General features: G+C 61.0%; 19 protein-coding genes and 1 tRNA gene. 13 read left to right on the top strand and 7 right to left on the bottom strand.

Annotation, left to right across the window (positions count from 1 at the left end; genetic code table 11):
* Positions 1 to 22: 22 nt before the first annotated feature.
* Genes ACSMXM_RS07320 through ACSMXM_RS07330 form a run of 3 tightly spaced genes read right to left on the bottom strand, consistent with a single transcriptional unit; the run spans position 23 to position 2551 of the window.
* Complete coding sequence (locus ACSMXM_RS07320; protein ID WP_460315249.1) at positions 23 to 931, bottom strand: hypothetical protein; 909 nt, start codon at positions 929 to 931, stop codon at positions 23 to 25.
* A gap of 26 nt (positions 932 to 957) precedes the next feature.
* Positions 958 to 1923 (bottom strand): diacylglycerol/lipid kinase family protein, encoded by a 966-nt coding sequence (locus ACSMXM_RS07325; protein ID WP_460315250.1) that lies wholly within the window; start codon positions 1921 to 1923, stop codon positions 958 to 960.
* Positions 1924 to 1930: 7 nt separating this feature from the next.
* Complete coding sequence (locus ACSMXM_RS07330; protein WP_460315251.1) at positions 1931 to 2551, bottom strand: DUF2141 domain-containing protein; 621 nt, start codon at positions 2549 to 2551, stop codon at positions 1931 to 1933.
* A gap of 88 nt (positions 2552 to 2639) precedes the next feature.
* Here ACSMXM_RS07330 and ACSMXM_RS07335 point away from each other — a divergent pair, with 88 nt between their 5' ends.
* From ACSMXM_RS07335 to ACSMXM_RS07350, 4 genes are all read left to right on the top strand, one after another.
* On the top strand, positions 2640 to 3872 hold the full coding sequence (locus ACSMXM_RS07335) for an LptF/LptG family permease (RefSeq protein ID WP_460315252.1): 1233 nt from the start codon (positions 2640 to 2642) through the stop codon (positions 3870 to 3872).
* Complete coding sequence (gene lptG, locus ACSMXM_RS07340) at positions 3869 to 4969, top strand: LPS export ABC transporter permease LptG (protein WP_460315253.1); 1101 nt, start codon at positions 3869 to 3871, stop codon at positions 4967 to 4969. Before ACSMXM_RS07335 ends, lptG begins: the two co-directional genes overlap by 4 nt.
* 167 nt (positions 4970 to 5136) lie before the next feature.
* Positions 5137 to 5901 carry a sterol desaturase family protein gene (locus ACSMXM_RS07345; protein WP_460316371.1) on the top strand — a complete coding sequence of 255 codons (765 nt, stop codon included), beginning with the start codon at positions 5137 to 5139 and terminating at the stop codon, positions 5899 to 5901.
* Between the two features lie 259 nt (positions 5902 to 6160).
* The gene (locus ACSMXM_RS07350) at positions 6161 to 7102 is read left to right on the top strand and encodes an N-acetyltransferase (protein WP_460315254.1); all 942 of its coding nucleotides are present in this window, start codon (positions 6161 to 6163) and stop codon (positions 7100 to 7102) included.
* A 24-nt stretch (positions 7103 to 7126) separates the two neighbouring features.
* Here the strand turns inward: ACSMXM_RS07350 and ACSMXM_RS07355 are convergent, their stop codons facing one another.
* Positions 7127 to 7585 carry a DUF3617 domain-containing protein gene (locus tag ACSMXM_RS07355; protein WP_460315255.1) on the bottom strand — a complete coding sequence of 153 codons (459 nt, stop codon included), beginning with the start codon at positions 7583 to 7585 and terminating at the stop codon, positions 7127 to 7129.
* Positions 7586 to 7752: 167 nt separating this feature from the next.
* Here ACSMXM_RS07355 and ACSMXM_RS07360 point away from each other — a divergent pair, with 167 nt between their 5' ends.
* Genes ACSMXM_RS07360 through ACSMXM_RS07370 form a run of 3 tightly spaced genes read left to right on the top strand, consistent with a single transcriptional unit; the run spans position 7753 to position 11420 of the window.
* Positions 7753 to 8010: a hypothetical protein gene (locus ACSMXM_RS07360; RefSeq protein ID WP_460315256.1), complete on the top strand. Its 258-nt coding sequence runs from the start codon at positions 7753 to 7755 to the stop codon at positions 8008 to 8010.
* Between the two features lie 39 nt (positions 8011 to 8049).
* On the top strand, positions 8050 to 10254 hold the full coding sequence (uvrB, locus tag ACSMXM_RS07365) for an excinuclease ABC subunit UvrB (RefSeq protein ID WP_460315257.1): 2205 nt from the start codon (positions 8050 to 8052) through the stop codon (positions 10252 to 10254).
* A gap of 44 nt (positions 10255 to 10298) precedes the next feature.
* Positions 10299 to 11420 (top strand): DUF2855 family protein, encoded by a 1122-nt coding sequence (locus ACSMXM_RS07370; RefSeq protein WP_460315258.1) that lies wholly within the window; start codon positions 10299 to 10301, stop codon positions 11418 to 11420.
* A 45-nt stretch (positions 11421 to 11465) separates the two neighbouring features.
* Here the strand turns inward: ACSMXM_RS07370 and ACSMXM_RS07375 are convergent, their stop codons facing one another.
* The gene (locus ACSMXM_RS07375) at positions 11466 to 12257 is read right to left on the bottom strand and encodes a hypothetical protein (RefSeq protein ID WP_460315259.1); all 792 of its coding nucleotides are present in this window, start codon (positions 12255 to 12257) and stop codon (positions 11466 to 11468) included.
* A gap of 141 nt (positions 12258 to 12398) precedes the next feature.
* Between ACSMXM_RS07375 and ACSMXM_RS07380 the strand changes: the two genes are divergently transcribed.
* On the top strand, positions 12399 to 14099 hold the full coding sequence (locus tag ACSMXM_RS07380; protein ID WP_460315260.1) for a SulP family inorganic anion transporter: 1701 nt from the start codon (positions 12399 to 12401) through the stop codon (positions 14097 to 14099).
* Positions 14100 to 14126: 27 nt separating this feature from the next.
* On the opposite strand, the gene ACSMXM_RS07385 is transcribed toward ACSMXM_RS07380, so the two are convergent.
* Complete coding sequence (locus tag ACSMXM_RS07385) at positions 14127 to 14912, bottom strand: class I SAM-dependent methyltransferase (RefSeq protein WP_460315262.1); 786 nt, start codon at positions 14910 to 14912, stop codon at positions 14127 to 14129.
* A 62-nt stretch (positions 14913 to 14974) separates the two neighbouring features.
* On the opposite strand from ACSMXM_RS07385, the gene ACSMXM_RS07390 reads away from it, so the two are divergent.
* The 5 genes from ACSMXM_RS07390 (at position 14975) to ACSMXM_RS07410 (ending at position 17460) form a co-directional block, all read left to right on the top strand.
* Positions 14975 to 15715: a double zinc ribbon domain-containing protein gene (locus tag ACSMXM_RS07390; RefSeq protein ID WP_460315263.1), complete on the top strand. Its 741-nt coding sequence runs from the start codon at positions 14975 to 14977 to the stop codon at positions 15713 to 15715.
* A 27-nt stretch (positions 15716 to 15742) separates the two neighbouring features.
* The gene (grxC, locus tag ACSMXM_RS07395; RefSeq protein WP_460315264.1) at positions 15743 to 16000 is read left to right on the top strand and encodes a glutaredoxin 3; all 258 of its coding nucleotides are present in this window, start codon (positions 15743 to 15745) and stop codon (positions 15998 to 16000) included.
* A 2-nt stretch (positions 16001 to 16002) separates the two neighbouring features.
* The gene (locus ACSMXM_RS07400; protein ID WP_460315265.1) at positions 16003 to 16821 is read left to right on the top strand and encodes a carbon-nitrogen hydrolase family protein; all 819 of its coding nucleotides are present in this window, start codon (positions 16003 to 16005) and stop codon (positions 16819 to 16821) included.
* Positions 16818 to 17348 (top strand): DUF1178 family protein, encoded by a 531-nt coding sequence (locus ACSMXM_RS07405; RefSeq protein ID WP_460315266.1) that lies wholly within the window; start codon positions 16818 to 16820, stop codon positions 17346 to 17348. The genes ACSMXM_RS07400 and ACSMXM_RS07405 overlap by 4 nt, the downstream gene beginning before the upstream one ends.
* Positions 17349 to 17383: 35 nt before the next feature.
* Positions 17384 to 17460, top strand: a tRNA-Arg gene (locus tag ACSMXM_RS07410).
* Here ACSMXM_RS07410 and ACSMXM_RS07415 read toward each other — a convergent pair.
* The gene (locus ACSMXM_RS07415) at positions 17419 to 19116 is read right to left on the bottom strand and encodes a recombinase family protein (protein ID WP_460316372.1); all 1698 of its coding nucleotides are present in this window, start codon (positions 19114 to 19116) and stop codon (positions 17419 to 17421) included. The genes ACSMXM_RS07410 and ACSMXM_RS07415 overlap by 42 nt on opposite strands.
* Positions 19117 to 19339 lie beyond the last annotated feature (223 nt).

The following is a 19339-nucleotide window of genomic DNA, read 5'->3' on the forward strand; positions in this document are numbered from 1 at the left end:
GGCTGTGCGGTCGGCAGTGCCGTTACTTGACCGCGCCGCTTTTCAATAATTGCGGCAAAAGGGTGATGCCGGCAAGGATCGGATGCCGGCGCTGCCAGTCAGAAATGCGGATATCGCTGCCGGCGTGGCGGTTTATCTTCCAGGCGAGATAGTCGATGCCGCCGTCGAACGTTGCGGTTGCCTTTGCGAGGCGCGCGACGGAGATCAGCTTTCCATTGCGCCGCCGCCGTGCCCAGGCACGCTCCCCTGCCCTTCGATCGACCGCGTCCCTGAATCGAATGAGCGTGCCGCTTATCTCTGCGTCCAGTTTCGCTTCCGCCAGGGCTGGGGCCGTGATGGAGCGATACCAGTCCGGCGCGGCATCGAACACGGCCCCTGGCCTCTCCTTGCGCTCGGCGCGGAGTTCGGCCGCGTAGGTCAGCGCAAAGGCGGAAGACCATAAGGAGCGCATGTCCGTTTCCTGCGGCAATAGCGGCCGGGCAGTGTTCATCAGCGTCACTGGACTGTTCGCAACGGCAGAAATGATCCTGTCGGCCGCCGGCAACCCTGCCCCCCAGGCGAGGCGCGCAGGTTGGCAAAAGCGCGCCCAGACCGATACGCTGCGCGTTTCACCACGACATTCACGCTGCAGATCGTCAAGGCTGAGCACCGCATATTTCGCGACCAGTCCCTGCCACCGGGCATGGAAAACATTTGGCGGGACAAGAGCATTGGCGCGCGCCAGCCATGCGCGGTCATAGGCCCGTTCATAGCTGTCGACGATCAGGTAGAAATCCAGCATCAGGCCGTCGAGCCGAGCCTCTCTCAGGCAGGATCCATAAAAGAGGACGCCGAGCGCACCGGCATGGCGTGCCGCGACATCAGCGGCAAATCCGCGGACCTGGGCATCGACAGGCTTCGACAGCTCGTTTCTGTAAAGGTCGATCAGCATGAGAAGCGGGCCTAACCGCCCCGCAGCTATGCCGCCAGCCGCAGGAAATTCACTGGTTCAGTGGGTGTCAGGATGATCGAGCCCCCCTTGGGCGCGGAAAAGTGTTCCCCGTCCAGAATGACGTCGGACTGCGATCCAGAAATGCGGATTTCGTCCCCGCTGTCCATGTGAAGCCCCCGAAATTTCGATTGCCCTAGCCGGCCGAAGATAGCCGCAAAGCTGGCGCGGAGCACCGCGCCGCGCGTCTGGTCGATCGCCATCACGCCCAGACGGCGGTCGGCGGACGTACCATTCTGTACGTTCATCAGAACCTTTTCGAGCGTCGTGACCATCAGGAGCAGAAAGTGCCCCTCCAGCAGTCCGTCACGGCGAACGGACACACTCAGCTTTTCACGCGATACCGGACCCCATTTGCCCGGCAATCCAACGATCAGCACGAGGAATGCCATCACCGATGTCAGAAAATGCGCCATCCAGTTCGGCAGGCCGAGCGGGTAGAGCTTATGACGGCAATAAAGGATTGAGGAGGCAAGCCCCGCGCCCCCCAGGAACATACCCATGACAGGTCGCGACAGGCGACCGTCGTTGAGCGCGATCAGTTTACGCGGGGTCACATAATCCTCGACGCCGGTTTCGGCGATTTCGATAATACGTTCCAGGGCCTTCAGCGGATCGGTACCGCTGCCGAGGTCGGCGGCGATCAGATTCGTTTTACCGTTCGGCAGCACGGCGACTGGCGGAGGCGTGTCCCCGAACGGCTTGCCGTGATAAATTTCGGTCAGCGTCGCCTGGACCGTTCCGTCACCGCCATTGATCACCAGCACCTTTGGCTTGGTACGCGCGATCGTTCTGAGCGCATTGGGAATCTCGGCAATGTCATTCACTTCGTAATGAAAGATTTCCGGAACCCGCGCAGTGAAATCGCGCACCCGGGGCAGATGGGCGCGATTGCCAGTGGAAACAGGATTGGAAAGGAGGGCGACCGATGCCATTTTTGATTTACTTCCGCTTCACGGGGCCGAAGCCCAAAATACCCTTGTGGTAATTGAGAACGACGGTCATCGGCGTGACGCCGGCCTTCGCCTGAAAATTCGCCATGTCATATTTGGGCTTGGCCAGCTTCATGCTGGGATTGCCCGGCAGTCCGGCACCGTCCTCGAACGGATCGAGTTTGCCGTTCTTTGCGCGGTCGTGCATCACGACCATCGCCATTTCACCGGAGTAGGGCAGCGGCACGCAGATATCCATGTCGCCGGATTTTGACACCGGAACGTCGACGCGTCGGATCCACTCCCCCCCTTCAAGAAATTTGTCGGGGTCGTCGGGATAAAGCTGGATACGCACCTGGCCGGCGCGATCCTTGAAGCCCGTAACGCGGACCAGGGCCGCGGGTTCTTTCGCGTTCGAATAGCAGGCCGAGGGTGTATTCGGCATCTCACGCTTTGCGGTGGCAGCCTGCGACATGGCGGGCTGGGCGGCCGCCAAAGCGGCGCTCGCCAGATAAAGCGGAACAAGTTTACCGTAGAATCTCAAAATCTCTTCCTCACCGACTTTGCGTATTCTGATGCGGGGCGCTATTGCGCGGTGCACCGACGAAGGGCAAAGCCATGCCTTCGTCATCAGGACATCACATATTGCCTCCGGTTGCGGCCAAAATTGGGCAGGCACCGGGCAAAACTGGGCAGGACTGGGCCTAACGAACACCGATATGCTCGCTGCCCGCTTAGACAGATATATCGCCAGGCTGATCGCGCTGCCGCTATTGGGCACGCTGGTCGTCGCCGCCATGCTGTTGCTGCTGGACAAGATGTTGCGCCTGTTCGATTTTGTCGTGAACGAGGGCGGTCCGGTCAGCGTCGTTTGGCGAATGCTGGGGAATGTGTTTCCGCAATATCTGGGCCTCGGCGTCCCCGTCGGCCTGCTGCTCGGAATTCTTTTGGCCTTTCGTGGACTTGCCCTTTCCAGTGAACTGGATGCCATGCGCGCGGTGGGCGTGTCCTATCTGCGCATGCTGCGTGTCCCCTATCTTTATGCCTTGGCAATGGGCGCGATGACGCTGGGCATCGTGGGGTTCATCCAGCCGATCACCCAATATACCTATGAGGCGCTGGAATTCGAATTGCGGTCAGGCGCGCTCGGCGCGACCATCGACGTTGGGGCCTTCGTCCTCGTGGCGGAGGATACGATCCTTCGCGTCGAAGAGAGCCGGGAAAGCGGCAGTGACCTACGCGGTATTTTCCTGCACACACAGCGCGCCGACGGGCGGACGGCAACGGCAACGGCGGAACGGGGCCAGTTTTTGTCCACCGACGATCCCGACGTGATCCTGTTGCGGCTGGAGGAGGGTGTTATCGTTCACGATGCAGCCGAATTCCCGGAACCGCGCGTGCTGAGTTTCCAGAACTACGACCTGGCCGTGCCCCTGCCCCGCATCGATGTGTTTCGCGCCCGCGCGGACGGCGCCGACGACCAGGAATTCACCCTGCCCGAACTGTGGCAGGCGAGCGCCAATCCGAACCCCAGTTTCGGTGCCGCGAACCAGCGTGCGATCGAGGCGAACCTGCACAGGCGCCTGGTACAGATCGTCGTCGTTCTCGTCATTCCCCTGCTTGCGCTGGCACTCGCCGTTCCCGCGAAGAGGTCGTCAAGCGCGCTGGGGGTGTTCGCGGCGCTGATCATCCTGGTCGTGTATAATGAGATTTCGGAAACGGCCGAGCGCGCCGGGGCGGCCGGCGACATACCGATTGCGCTTAGTCAATGGGCAAGCTTCGCCGCCTTTGCCGCGCTGTGCGGCTGGTTCTTCTATGTTCTGGCGTTCAAGCCGGCCGGGCAACCCATTGGCATGCTGGAAAGCGCCTTCACCCAGCTTGCGAAGCCGATAAAGAAACTGTGGCGGTTCATTCGTCGTAAAACCCACCGCATGCAGGCGACGTCTTCATGATGCGGCCATGGCCATCAAATACCCTGGCTCTTTATCAGGCGCGCATGTTCGCGATCAGGATCGTCGCCTTCGCTTTCGTCCTGGTCGGTATCCTGCAAATGCTGGACCTGTTGTCGGAATCCGAAAAGATCCTGGCGGTCAGCGGAAACGGCAATGCCGAGCTATGGCAATATGTCCAGCTTCGCGCGCCGCAATTGGTCGACACATTCCTGCCGTTTTCCGTGCTGCTGGGCGCGCTGGTGACATGGGCGTCGCTTTCGACGTCCTCCGAAATCGTCATCATGAAAGGTGCCGGGCTTTCGCCCCACAAGATATTATTGCCGATGATGGCGACCGCCCTGCTGGTGTCGGTGGCGCACTTTGTCTTTTCGGAAACCGTGCTCCCGCAAACCAACGCCCGGCTGGACGCATGGCAGGGGGCCGATTACGGCGTCCTTCCCGCCGACCCTGGCACGGCCCGCTTCGATGAATGGCAGATCGGCGACAGCGATATTCTGTTTGCCGAACAGGTCGAGGGCGCAGGAGCGGACATGGTGCTGACCGGTGTCACAGTCTATCGGCGCAGCGCAAATGGCGCGGACCTAGTTGCGATCGCCAACGGCCCTCGTGCGGTTCCTGTTGCGGACGGCTGGCAGTTGGATGATGCGCGCAGCTTTAACGTGGCGGCCGCCCAGATCGAGGAGATCGGCCCAACGATCGTCGGGCGCGGCATCGCGCCGGCGCGCTACACCGTCGAAACGCCCGATCCCGACGAAAGCACGACATCCGAATTGGCGGCAGCAATCGAGCGGCTGGAGGCGGCCGACCGACCAACGGACGCGTTGCACACGGCATTGATGCACAAATTTTCGGCCCCGCTTTCAGCGCTGCTGATGCCGCTATTGGGGGCGGTGGCCGGCTTTGGCCTGGCACGGTCCGGTCAGTTGTTCAAACGCACGGTCATTGGATTGGTGCTGGGGTTCGCCTATTTCGTGGCCGATAATGCGATGCTGGCGATGGGACAATTTGGCGCAGCCCCGCCCATATTGGCCGCCTGGGGGCCATTTCTGATGTTCTTTCTGGTAGGGGAAGCCGTGCTTTTCCGAACCGAGGAATAGCGATTGTTGCGGCCCGCAGCCCGCATTGCCATGAGGCAACCCACGACCTGCCGCATCTTCGCCGCATTGCGTCGCAATATGCGAATTTGACGAAGCTGATGAACAGATTTGAGGGCGATGAGATCGTGAGTAGCGTAGCGAAGCTGATAAAGGGCTTTCGACTCGGAATGTGGGAAAAATCCCATCATCTCGACAAGATGGACTTTCGCGGCCTGGTGAAGGCATATTTCCAATATTACGCCATTCAGGGCTACCTGATCCTGGCGGCGATTTCGATCGGCGTGGCGATTGCCTACCCCCCAACGACGCTGGAAATTCTTGCAGCGACAGGCGTGGCCGTCGTCTTCTATCCGCTCGTCTGGTACGTTCTCCACCGCTTCGTCCTGCATGGCCAGTGGATGTTCAAATCGCGGCTGACGGCGCGGACGTGGAAGCGTATCCATTTCGACCACCATCAGGACCCCAACCATTTGGAGGTCCTTTTCGGCGCGCTTTACACGACCCTGCCTGCGATCGCGGCGGCGATGCTGCCAATCGGGTATCTGATCGGTGGCGTCGGCGGCATGGCGGTCGCGATGGCCGCAGGACTGCTGACGACCTGCTTTTACGAGTTCGTGCATTGTATCCAGCATCTGGCGTACAAGCCGAAGTATGAATTCCTGAAAAAGATGAAAGCGCGCCACATGGCGCATCACTTCCACGACGAAACCGGCAATTTCGGTATCACCGATTTCACCTGGGATCGGCTGTTCGGCACCTTTTACGAGCGCGCGCAGCGCCCGCAAAAAAGCCCGTCAGTGTTCAATCTCGGTTATGATGAGGAGGCGGCAAAGCTTTATCCATGGGTCGCTGCAAAGTCCGGCGGCACCTTCAAGACGCCGCAGCGTCGTGCGAAAGTGAAGGAAGAACTGGAACGGCAGCAGGCGGCATAATAGGAGCGCCGTTCCTTTCCTTCAGCATCAGCGAGCGTCAGCGATCACTCCCGATAATCAACCAATCGTTCTTCGTAGGGTCGTCACCCGCGCCGACCGAAACGCCTTCGTCGATTTCCCCTACGGCCTTTACCATGATGATCCGGCCTGGCGACCGCCGCTGAAGGCGGATGTCCACGGCCTTATCGGCGGTGCGAAAACCAATCCTTGGTTTCTGCACGCGCGCGCCGCGTTCTGGCTGGCCTATCGCGGAAGGAAAATGGTCGGTCGCATTTCCGCGCAGATCGACGAGCTGGTCTTGGAAAATATGGGACCGGGCACGGGCCAATGGGGCATGTTCGAATGTATCGACGATCAGGCGGTCGCAGATGCCCTGCTGCAGGTCGCGACGGACTGGCTGAGGTCCGAGGGCATGACCCGGATGTTAGGTCCGTTCAGCCTGAGCATCTGGGACGAACCGGGGCTGTTGGTGAAGGGACACCATATCCCGCCGACCATCATGATGGGCCATCACCATGCCTATTATGAACGCCTGGTCGAGGCGGCGGGCCATGAAAAGGCGAAAGATCTATATACCTACGAACTGCCCATAGCGGCGGGCTTTCCCGAAACGCCCGATCGCATGGTGGCCATGGCGGAGAAAAATGCGCGCCTGAATGTCCGAAAAGTCGACAAAGCGCGCTTCGATGAGGAAGCGGCACTGATCCTCGATATTCTGAACGACGCCTGGGCGGATAATTGGGGATTCACGCCGCTGACCGAGGCGGAGATCGCCTATGTCGGCAAGAAGCTGAAGCCCATCGTCTATGAGGATCTGATCCGCATCGCGGAAGTGGATGGTGAACCCGTCGCGTTCATGATGACCCTGCCCGATATTAATGAACTGACCGCCGATCTACACGGAAAGCTGTTCCCCTTCGGTTGGGCAAAGCTGCTGTGGCGGCTGCGGCGGCCCCAGGTGCAACGTATGCGCGTCCCCCTGATGGGCGTTCGACAAACGCACCAGTCGGGCAGGCTGGCCACATTCATGGCATTCCTGATGATCGAGCTGATCCGGCGCGATTCCGTAAAGAATTATTCGGCCACTGTCGGCGAATTCGGCTGGGTGCTGGAGGATAATAAGGGAATGACCGCCATTGCCGACGCGCTGGAAAGCCCGCTGTCGAAAATATACCGGATTTACGAGAAACCGATCGGCTGAGCGGGTCGGCGCCCCCCCGACCGGTCAGCAATCGCCGGTGCGGGTGCCCGATCCCTCAGTGATAATCGTCATATTGCCCATCTGGCCCTGCCCTGTCATCGTCATCCGGGTCTGATAATCATTATCCGAATGGGTGCCGGTCATTACCATTTGCATGGTCTGGCCCTGCATCTTGCAGACAGCAACAGCATCCAGCTTTCCGCCCGACATATCGAAGCGTTCATATTCGCACTTCCCCTCGGACTCCTGGAACATCTTTTCCGGCGCCTCATCGAGATCGGCCTGCGTGATGCACTGATCCTGGGAATAGCTTTGCCCCGTCATCTGCGACTTTATCATGTCACGCATGCTGGCAGGAACGCCTGGCGGCAGCGCGATGTCGATGTCCACCGTTTTTCCGGTGGTCGTCCACATACCGGGCTCCATCGCCGCGGCAGGTGCCGCCAGCAGGACAGCCATGAGCATCGTCGTGCGCTTTTTCATGAGAACCCCCTCTGATTTCTTCGAGGATCCATGTTAAAGCGATGGCGAGGGGACGGCCACCCCCAATAAAAAATCGGGTCAGGTAGTCATGGATCAAGGCACAAATAGCGGGGTCTGTCAGTTACAGTGCAGGAAGCCCATTTGCGGGCTCCGACAGGAACTTTCCCATGTCCTTCACACGTTTGGAACCTCCCCTTCCCCTCCACGTCATCGGGCGCGGCGATGGCCTGGCCTTCGGCGTCATCGATTATGGCGCCGAACATAATTTGCTATGGGTCACGGCGATTGATGCCACTGGCGAGATCTGGTGTGCGCCGAATCCCCAGGTACGCATGCAGCCCAACTGGTCCATGGGCCGCGCGCGCGTGGCCGATGCCGGCGGCGCCGACATCCACGACATGAAGCCTTTCGCCGCGAGCTCCTGACGGCTGGCGCTTGCGATAGCGGCCTCCTATCTCAACCCCATGTCCGATATTGCGATCCGCACCTCCGTCACCGATCCCAGCGACATGCCCGCATTTCAGCCGCACAGGCCGGAACGCGGGGAAAAGTCTGAAGGGGGGCAGCCCTTTGAGCTGATCAGCGACTATGAGCCGTCCGGCGATCAGCCGACGGCAATTGCGGAACTGGTCGAGGGGCTACGGCAACAGGAACAATCGCAGGTACTGCTGGGTGTCACCGGGTCTGGCAAGACCTATACGATGGCCAATATCATTCAGAATCTGCAGCGGCCGACGCTGGTGTTGGCGCACAACAAGATCCTGGCGGCGCAACTGTACGGTGAGTTCAAGACCTTCTTTCCGAACAATGCCGTCGAATATTTCGTCAGCTATTACGACTATTACCAGCCTGAAGCCTATGTTCCGCGTTCGGACACCTATATCGAGAAGGAATCGTCGATAAACGAGGCGATCGACCGAATGCGCCATTCGGCCACACGGTCGCTGCTGGAGCGCGACGACGTCATCATCGTCGCCTCCGTATCGTGCATCTATGGCATCGGCTCCGTCGAGACCTATTCGGCGATGACCTTCAAGCTGAAGAAAGGAGAAAGCGTCGACCTGCGCGAGATCATGCGCAAGCTGGTTGCCCTGCAGTATAAGCGCAACGATACCAATTTCGTGCGCGGATCATTCCGTGTGCGCGGCGACACGCTGGAACTCTATCCCTCCCACCTGGAAGACATGGCGTGGCGGATCAGCTTTTTTGGCGACGAGATCGAGGAGATCGCCGAATTCGATCCGCTGACCGGAGAACGCGGACCGAAGATGGACAGCATCAAGGTCTACGCCAATTCGCACTATGTGACCCCCGGCCCGACGATGAAGCAGGCTACAGTCGCCATTAAACATGAGCTGGCGGAACGACTGAAGGAATTCGAAGCAGAAGGAAAGCTGCTGGAGGCGCAGCGTCTGGAACAGCGCACGCATTTCGATCTGGAAATGATCGCCGCTACCGGATCCTGCGCCGGTATCGAGAATTATTCCCGCTTCCTGACCGGTCGGCTGCCCGGCGAACCACCGCCGACTTTGTTCGAATATCTGCCGGAAAACGCGCTGCTGTTCATCGACGAGAGCCACCAGACCGTGCCGCAGATCGGGGCGATGCAGAAGGGCGATTTCCGCCGCAAGCTGACCCTGGCCGAATATGGTTTCCGCCTGCCGTCGTGCATCGACAATCGCCCCCTGAAGTTCGAGGAATGGGACGCGATGCGGCCGCAGACGACCTTTGTATCGGCGACGCCTGGGAAATGGGAGCTGCAGCAGACCGGCGGCGTGTTTACCGAACAGGTGATCCGTCCCACCGGCCTGATCGATCCGCCGGTGGAAATCCGGCCAGTCGAAAGCCAGGTGGACGACCTGATCGGCGAGCTGCGCGCGACGACTGCGAAGGGCTATCGCAGCCTCGTCACGACACTGACCAAACGCATGTCCGAAGATTTGACGGAATTCCTGCACGAGGCGGGGATCAAGGTGCGGTACATGCATTCCGATGTAGAGACGCTGGAGCGTATCGAACTGATCCGCGACCTGCGGTTGGGGGTTTATGACGTGCTGGTCGGCATCAACCTGTTGCGAGAGGGGCTCGATATTCCGGAAACAGGTCTGGTCGCCATTCTGGATGCGGACAAGGAAGGGTTCCTGCGTTCGGAAACCAGTCTGATCCAAACGATTGGCCGGGCCGCGCGCAACGTCGATGGTCGTGTCATTCTTTACGCTGACAGCATCACCGGCAGCATCGAACGTGCCCTGATGGAAACCGACCGCCGACGCACCAAGCAGATCGCCTATAATGAAGAACATGGCATCACGCCGCGTACCATTTCGAAGGCGGTCGGCGATATCGTCGCCATGGCGGACGCCGGATCGGATCGCAGCGGCAAGGATCGCGGGCTACCAGGCGAGCGCAAGGATGCCGCGCCGGGACCGGGCCACAATTTGAAGGCCTATATCACCGAGCTGGAGCAGAAGATGCGCGCGGCGGCCGCCGATCTGGAATTCGAAGAGGCGGGACGCATCCGCGACGAGATTCGTACGCTGGAAGCCGACGAATTAGGTCTGCCAGCCGATTTGCAGGTGGCGAGGCCCACGGGCCGCGCGACCGAGGGGAAGCCGGGGACCCGAAAAGACCGCTATGGCAAGATGAGGAAGCGGAAGATGGGAATCTGACGAAGGTCCTGCGACACTGAGGCGGAGCAACGAGGAGAACGAGCATGTCAGTCCCGGAAGATAATGAAGCAGGGGAACGCGTCTTTGGCCGCCGCCTGCTCGTGGAACGAGGCGATATTGCTCGCGCCCAGATGAGCGATGGCGGCAGCCAGCCTTCGCTTGCGGAAGGACAGGCGCTGTTTCGTATTGAGCGTGTGGCACTGACGGCCAACAATATCACCTATGCCGCCGCAGGTGACGCGCTGAATTATTGGCGCTTCTTTCCTGCGCCGGACGGCTATGGCAGCCTTCCAGTGTGGGGGTTCGCCGAATGCATTGGCTCAGAAGCGAGCAGTATCAAACCCGGCGAGCGGGTCTACGGCTATTGGCCCATGGCGGAAATGCTGCTGATTGATGTGGGCGACGTGTCGCCTCGGGGCTTTTCCGACATGGCGCCGCACCGGCAGGAATTGTCGCCGATCTATAACCGTTATGATCATGTCGAAGAAAAACCGGATGCCGCACGCGAAAATATGGCAGCGCTGTTCCGTCCGCTGTTCACGACGGGTTGGCTGATCGCGCAGCAGATGCAGATTGCCGCCGATTATGGCGCGCAGCAGGTGATCATCTCCTCAGCATCGTCCAAGACGGCGATGGCAACCGCATGGAACTACAAGCGGCGCGAAGGCGAGGTTCCCAGTATCATCGGCATGACCTCGGCCAACCATAGGGATTTCGCTATCCGCCTCGGCTTATATGACGAGGTCCTGGCCTATGAGGATTTGGGCCAGATCGCTGCCGATGTCCCGACCGCCTATATCGACATCGCCGGGGACCGGACGCTTCGCGGCCACGTGCATCAGCGCTTTGGCCCGCATCTGGGCTATTCGATGGCAGTCGGCCTGACCCATTGGGAAGAGGGCCGCAAAACCGGACAAACTCCTCCACCGGAGCCGAAATTCTTCTTCGCTCCTGATGCGATGCAAACTGAGATAGAACGCAGCAGCGCCGGCGAAGTGCGGAAAAGAATTGACGAGGCGTGGGAAGATTTCGCCGCATTCGCAGCACCGATGATCGACATTCGGGAGGTCGAGGGACTAGCCGACGCCGTGTCCTGCTATCAGCAAATTGCGCAGGGCGAGCTTGGCGGTGCAACCTCGCTGATCGTCAACATTCCTGAATCCTGAACATGAGAGGCGGGAGCATCCCGCCTCTCATGTTGCGATTCTGGATTATTGTTGCGGCGCGTCCGTTTCCACAGGTGCGATCTCGTCCGTGCCCTTTTCGGCTTCCTCGATCGCCGTGGCGGCAGCGGCGGCAACGTCGGGCGAAATGGCTTCACCCGGCGCGCCCACCTGCTCATCAAGAGCGGCCGTTGGCAATGGCGGCGGCGTCTGGCCATTGTCGCGCATGGCCTGGCGATACGTCACCTGATACTTCTCGATCTCGGCAAAATGGTTCTGGAAGATCTTTTCCAGCGCCGCTGTTGCCGTCTGGCTGTATTCAGTGATTGCCGCAGTCGTATCCGGCAAATCGAGCGCAGCCCGCACATCCTTCACGGCGACCGGGCAAAACTCAGACAAGGTCCCCGGCCGCGCGAAATGATTGTAAAGAGCCGTCAGATGGGCGTCGCGTGCCGCACGCCCGCCTTCTACTTCGGCGATATAATATTGTTCAACCGTGCGGTTAGCCTTCGCAAGCGTGCGAACATATTTCTTGATGAAGGCATTATATTCCGCCGTCACGTCCATGCCCGGAATCACCCGGCAGGACAGGGCCGCGACGTTCATTGCGGCACGGAAGTGAAACAGCGCCTCCTGCTCCGACAGATTGATATTGGGAGTGTGAAACTGGCCGGACGCATCGCGGGACGGCAGCACATAATTGAAATAATAGGTGTCCGGCGCGGCAAGGTCCGCGCGCGGCGGGGGCGGCGGGGGCGGCGGTGGCGGTGGGGGTGGTTCAGGGGTGGCACAGGCCGCAAGAACGCCCGTGAGGGCCAGAAGAAGTAGACCGTTACGCATGCTCGAAAAATCCCCCGGAAGGTGAGTTAGCAGCGCTTTTCATAGGCTGTCATCGCGAACGCAAGCCCTATCGCGATCAAAGACTGCAAAAAGCGTGAATCGAACATTGACTCCTTCTGTTCGTGGCTATGAGTATATGAAATGGTTGCGGAAACCTTTCTTCCCCCAGTTCGCTGGCTGCGCGAATATTCGACAAGCGACCTGATGGCCGATCTGGTCGCCGGGTTGATCCTGTCGGTTCTTCTGGTGCCGCAGGCGATGGCCTACGCAACGCTGGCGGGACTGCCGCCGGAAATCGGCCTTTACACGGCGATCCTGCCGCCCATCGTCTATGCCTGTCTGGGAACGAGCAGTTGCACCAGCGTGGGGCCCGTCGCCTTGCCGTCCCTGCTGGTTGCCGACGCCATTGCCGGAGCTGAGATGCCGGCTGGCATCGCCGCGTCGATCATCGCGGTAGAGGTCGGATTACTTCTGCTTCCATTGGGCATACTGCGCCTTGGGCGCCTCGTGAACTTCATAAGCGACCCTGCCCTTCTGGGCTTTACGGCAGCGGCCGCCGTCCTGATCGCGCTGAGCCAGATTCCGCCGCTTCTCGGCATAGACGCGGAACGTGGCGGCGATGCGCTTACCATGGTGCAAAACATCCACATGGCAATCGGAGAGGCCAGCGCGATGACATTCGCGGTCGGAGCCGGCGGCCTGCTGCTGCTTCTGTTCAGCGAAAAATTCGGCGGCGCCGCGCTTTGGAAGCTGGGCGTTCGCCCGCCGATACGCGGCGCCCTGCTAAAATCGACGCCACTGCTGATGCTGGTCGTCAGCGCGGCACTTGTGAGCTGGTTTTCCCTTGACGTCGAGACGGTTCCGCAGCCGCCATCCGGCCTGCCCAAGGCGGGCTTTCCACCCTTCGACGTTGCGGCATGGAGCGCGATGCTGCCCTCTGCCGCGATCATTGCCATTGTAATCTTCGTGACCGGTACGGCAATTTCGAAGTCCCTTGCCGGAAGACAGAGGAAATCGCTGAATACCAGCCAGGAGGCGATCGCGCTTGGCGCAGCGGGAATCGCATCTGCTGTAACCGGGGGATACGCGCCGGGGGTCAGCTTCAGCCGCTCCGCATTGCTTCATGACAGCGGCGGGCGCTCGCCACTCGCCTCGGCAATCGGCGCTGCCATCGTTCTCCTTGTCGCCCTCTTCTTTGCCGCGCCGCTCGCCTATCTGCCGAAGGCCGCACTGGCCGCACTGGTCATCAGCGCGGTATTCGGTCTGATCAAGCCCAAAGAGATGCTGGCCATTTGGCGTCATTCAAGAACTGAGGGAGGAGTGATCGCCCTGACGATTATGGCCACTCTGTGCCTGGGCGTCCAATGGGGTCTTGCCACGGGAGCTGCCGCCGGAATCATCGCATTTCTTTGGTTTTCAAGCCTGCCACGCGTCACGCGATTGGGCGAAACGGGGGGAGATACGGTGCACTTCCGTTCTGTCGATCGTGAAGGGGTTGAGGTGAACAGTATGCCGGTGCTGGTCATTCGCATCGACCGCTCTCTCTATTTCGGCAATGTCGGGCATTGCGAAGATCAATTGCTGGCGCTGCTGTCGCGTCATCCGGACGCCGAATGTCTGCTGATCGACATGCGCGGCGTCAACGAGATCGACGCCAGCGGCATCGCCATGCTGCAGCGCCTTGTCAACGACGTCGAGGAAAAGCAGCTGAGGGTTGGGTTCGCCGAACTGAGGGCACCCTTGCAGGAGGATTTCGACGACGACAGGGTGCTGTGCCCGTGCCCGCGATATGCCGACGTCGCGGAGGGGGTTCGCAAGATGCGGGAAAGCTGCGGCGCTTAACACGTCCCCCGTACCTGCCCGCTGCGTTCAGACGCCTCGGCCAGTCATGGTTATGATTTCCAACCGCGCGGCGATACGTCCGTCCGTTCCACGCAGCCCTTCCACCGCAGCAATCATCGCGGCGGTCGCGCGGCGCGTCAGCGGTTTCCGCGCGCGGCTTTGCAGGACATTCTGCTCCCCCATGCCGCGAAGGTCGCGAAGCATGCCAAGCGGCTCTCGGTAATGAATGACGAGGTCGGAAACATCGACCACGGGGTCCGCAAAACCCGCCCGCTGCAGCAGAGCCGGCGCCTCGCGCGCGTCCACCATCGGGTGAACCCTGGGACTCGCCCCTTCCGATTGCTGTACCTCCATTTCGATCAGCGCGTGGCGGATGTCGCCAAGTGATGCGCCGCCGACGAAAGACGCCAGAAAGACGCCATCTTTTCGCAGGGCACGCCGCACCTGCACCAGGGCACCGGGCAGATCATTGACGCTCGCCAGGCTGCCCGCCGACATGACAAGGTCGAAACTGCCGTCCGCAAAGGGCAGACGATCCTCGTCGCAAACGACGTGCGGTCCATAAGCGAGGGCGCTTTCCGCGCGCAAAATCAGGTCGGCAGGGATCGCTGCGGTTGCACAGCCATCATGCGCGCCCAGATCGAGAACCCTGCCCCAGCGTTGGCCGAAATCATCCGCCCGTTCCGCAAGATCCTCCGCCAAATGCTTCTTCAAGAATGAGAAGTCGGCGAATTCGCGCGCGGCACGGGCGCGCAATTGCCGGCGCGCACGACGGTCGAAGGGTTCGATCTTTTGGCTGGTTTCAGCGTTCATTCCGCTGGCATATAGGCAAGCCGAACCTTCTTGGTAGGGTATAGGGGGCAGCAGTCGAACGAATGAACCTTGCCACGCTCACCACCCGGTTTGGTGCCGCGGCCCTTGACCTGGTGCTGCCGCCGCGCTGCCCCGGTTGCCGGGATATCGTCGATCAGCCCGATCGCTTCTGCGCCGAATGCTGGACCGATCTTAGCTTTATAACTGATCCGATGTGCATGACATGCGGATTGCCGTTCGAGACCGGCAGCTTCTCGACCAGCGGGGAAACTGGCGGAATTATCTGTGGCAACTGCGCAGGCTCGTCCCGCCCATATGACACCGCACGTGCGGCGCTTCGCTATGACGGCAACGCCATTCCGGTACTGCTGGGATTCAAACATGGCGGCCGGACCCATCTGGCACGCCTGATGGCGGAAATGATGGCGCGCCACCTGCCCCCCGAGGCCGACCTGATCGTGCCCATTCCCCTGGACCGAAAGCGCCTGGCCAAGCGCGGATATAATCAGGCGGGTCTGATCGCACGGGCGCTCGCCAAGCGCTGTGGATTTCCTCTGGGGATCGACACGCTGAAACGGACCAGGCCCACCTCCTCTACCGCAGGACTTAGCCGTGCGGGCCGCTTTCGCGCAGCACAGGGAGCTTTTGCGATGCATCGTTCGTTGGCGAAGGGTCAGCATGTCATTCTGATCGACGACGTGATGACGACAGGCGCCACGGTCGAGGCCGCATCGCGCACCCTGAAAAGGGCAGGCGCCGAGCGCGTGGACGTGCTAGTCTTTGCCCGCGCCCTGTCCGCATGAATATTGGAGTAGGAGGAAATCTCACCCGTGCCCGCCATCGACGTCTATACGAAATTCCTGTGCCCCTATTGCAGCCGCGCCAAGGCGCTGCTGACCGACAAGGGCGTTGAATTCAACGAAATCGACATTTCCATGGGCGGGGAAAAGCGCCAGGAAATGCTGGCGCGTTCGTCGGGTGCCTCGACCGTGCCGCAGATTTTCATCGGCGATCGTCACATCGGCGGCAGCGACGACCTGGCCGCGCTGGAACGCGCAGGCGAACTCGACGCCTTGCTGGCGGAGTAAGCATGACGAGATTGGGGTTAGTCCAGACCAACAGCGGCATAGATCCGCTCGCCAATGCCGAGATGTTGAAAGACGGGGTGGCAAAATTGGCTGCAGAGGGAGCGGAGATTGTCTTCACCCCCGAAATGTCGGGGCTTCTGGACCGTAACCGCGCGCGCGCGGAACAGGTCATCCGGACGGAAGATGACGATATCGTTCTGGCAGCGATGCAGGATGCCGCGCGACAGCATGGCGTGTGGATCACCCTGGGTTCTTTGGCCATCCGTACGCCGCCGCACGAACGCCTGTCCAATCGCAGTTTCCTGATCGATCCGCGCGGCGAAATCGTTTCGCGCTATGACAAGATCCATCTGTTCGACGTCGATCTGGGCGGGGGGGACAAATGGCAGGAATCGAGCGCCTATCGACCCGGTACGGATGCCGTGGTCGCGCAAACACCCGCAGGCAGACTGGGCCTGTCGATCTGTTACGACATCCGTTTCCCGCGTCTTTACGACGCCTTGTCAGAAGCCGGCGTGGACCTGATCGCCATCCCCGCCGCCTTCACGAGACCATCGGGCACCGCGCATTGGCATATATTGGCCCGCGCCCGCGCGATCGAAAATACCGCATTTGTCGTCGCCGCCGCACAGACCGGAGAGCACGAGGATGGCCGCGCCACCTATGGCCACAGCCTGGTCGTCGATCCTTGGGGCAAGATATTGCTGGACATGGGAGAGGAACCGGGGACGGCTATTTGCGACATCGACCTCGGCCAGATCGACGAAATTCGTCGCCGTCTTCCCTCCCGCGATAATCGCGTCCATATTGAGCCCATATGATCGTCTATGACCTGAAATGCGGTGCCCAGCATGTTTTCGAAGCATGGTTCGGCAGTTCGAGCGATTATGAAAGCCAAAGGGAGCGCGGTCTGATCGCATGCCCGCTCTGCGACAGCCCAGAGGTAGAGCGACTGCCCAGCCGCCTTGCTATTGGCGGGATGGCCGCGGCTGGCGCGCATGCCGAAGAGTCTCCGTCCACTGGCCCGGGGTCAGGATCAGGTAATGTGAGACAGCGCCACGATAGCGAGCAGCCCCTCCCTCCCCCTAGCGCAGACCAGCCGTCCTTCGACGCGGAGAAGGCAAAGAAAGCGCTGACGGCGATGGCGAAAGCGCAGGCAGAAGCCGTCGCGAAGAGTGACTATGTCGGCGGCAAATTTGCCGAGGAAGCACGTGCAATGTATTATGGCGAGCAGGCGGCGCGGCCAATTTATGGCGAGACAGACCGCAAGGAAGCAAGGGCGCTTTATGAAGAAGGCGTCCCCGCAATGCCGCTGCTGTTCCCGGTCAAGAGGCGATCAGACGCTTGACGCCACCCCCGAACCTAGGTGAGGAGATCTCCCGGGCGCCCGTAGCTCAGTCGGATAGAGCACCAGATTCCTAATCTGGGGGCCACAGGTTCGAATCCTGTCGGGCGCGCCATTTCGGTTCAAAGGCACGAACGCCTAGCACCGCCGCCTCTACGCCAGAGGCGGCGGTTAGCGTTCGGAGCAGTTCGCTCCGCAGCCCACGGATGCGGACCTCCTTTCGGCTCACCACTTCAACCCGCTGCGCGACCGCGCGAATCTGATCGCGGGCGAACGTCCCATCGCCGTTCCGCAGCTTCTTGCGCAGGGCCGCCGCAAACGCCCGGAGGGTTTCCGGCGTGATCGCTGGGCCGATCTTTACGATATGCGCCAAGGCGCGTTCGGAATCGCCCTTAGCCTGGTCGCGCGTCGCGGTCAGCTCGGTGATGCGATCCTTGAGCGACGGGTCGTTCACGTCGATCACGCCATTCTCGATCGCGTCATAGAGGCGCTTGAGCTTCGCTTCGGCCTCGGTCGCGCGCCGTTCAAGATCGGCGACATGCTCGCGGCGCTGGTTCACCCACTCGTCGCGCCGTTCGAGGATCTGATCCATCAGAGCTTCGAGCCGCGCCGGGTCGAGCAACCGGGCTTCGAGATGATCGACCACGGCCTCATTGAGCCGATCCATCGGCACGGTGATGCCGGGACAGCCGGTCGCTCCCTGCCGCGCCTTCGTCGAACAGGTGTAGTAGCGGTATTCCCGCCCGACGCTGCTGGTGCCGGTGCGCAGCGTCATCGCGCCGCCGCAGCACGCGCAGAAGCAGATGCCGGTGAGCAGCGTCGGGCCGCCCACCGCCATCGGCGGCATCATCTTCGGGCTGCGCGCCTTGAGCGACCGCTGGACAGCCTCGAACTCCGCTTCCGAGACAATCGCCGGCACTTCCATGACGGCATGTTCGCTCTCCGGCTTCGGCGTCTTCGTCTTGTGATCGCGGGTATTGAAGCGGTGCTGGCCGATATAGGTCGTCCGGGTGAGCACCTGATGCACCGCACCCAAGCCCCAGCGCCCGCCGTCGCGGGTGCGGATGTTGTTTTCATTGAGCCATGTGGCGATCGACTTGAGACCCATCGGCCCTTTGTTATCGACGCCGTTCAATGCCATGCGATAGATGCGCCGCACCGTCTCGGCCTGGATTGGGTCGATCTCCAGCTTCTTCTTGATCTTCGCTCCGCGCTCTCCGGCCGCGACCACGCGATAGCCGATCGGCGCACGCGCGCCGTTCCAGAAGCCTTGCCGCGCGTTCTCCTTCATCGCCCGCAACGTGTGCTTGCCGTTCTCCTTCGACTGATACTCGTCGAACAGCGTCATGATCTGGCGCATCATCACGCTCATGGGATCGTCGCCCAGGTCTTGCGTGATCGAGATGAGCTTCACCCCGTTCTTTGCCAGCTTGCGAACGTAGAACTCGAACTGGAACTGGTCGCGGAAGAACCGCGAGAAGCTGTGGACGAGGATGATGTTGAACGGCGACGGCTTTTGCATCGCCGCGTCGATCATCGCCTGGAAAGCGGGGCGACGATCGTCGGTCGCCGTGTTGCCCGGCTCGACGAACTCGGCCGTGACCTCCCAGCCGCGAGACAGGCAATAGCCCTCGATCTGGCGGCGCTGGTCCGGGATCGACAGATCGCTATCGGCTTGGCGGCCGGTCGAAACGCGCAGGTAGAGCGCCGCGCGGGCGGTCGCCACAACCGGTGCCCCATCCTCATCTCGTCGCAGGGCGGCGCTGGTCATGACGCTTCACTCCTCACTTCACGGCAGCGGTCCGAACAGCTTGTCCAGCGCTTGCCGCATGTGGCCTTCAATCGCGCGCAACTCGGCGTCGCCGATCGGAACTTGCTCCGGCCAGTCATCGGTGACGACGACCGGCCCATCATCTTCGCGCAACCGACGCGAAGCGCGGCGGGGTGCAAGCTGACTTGTGTAGTCGTGTAGGTCATCCGGGCACTCGGCCCAG

The organism is Pacificimonas sp. ICDLI1SI03 (genome assembly GCF_054740865.1).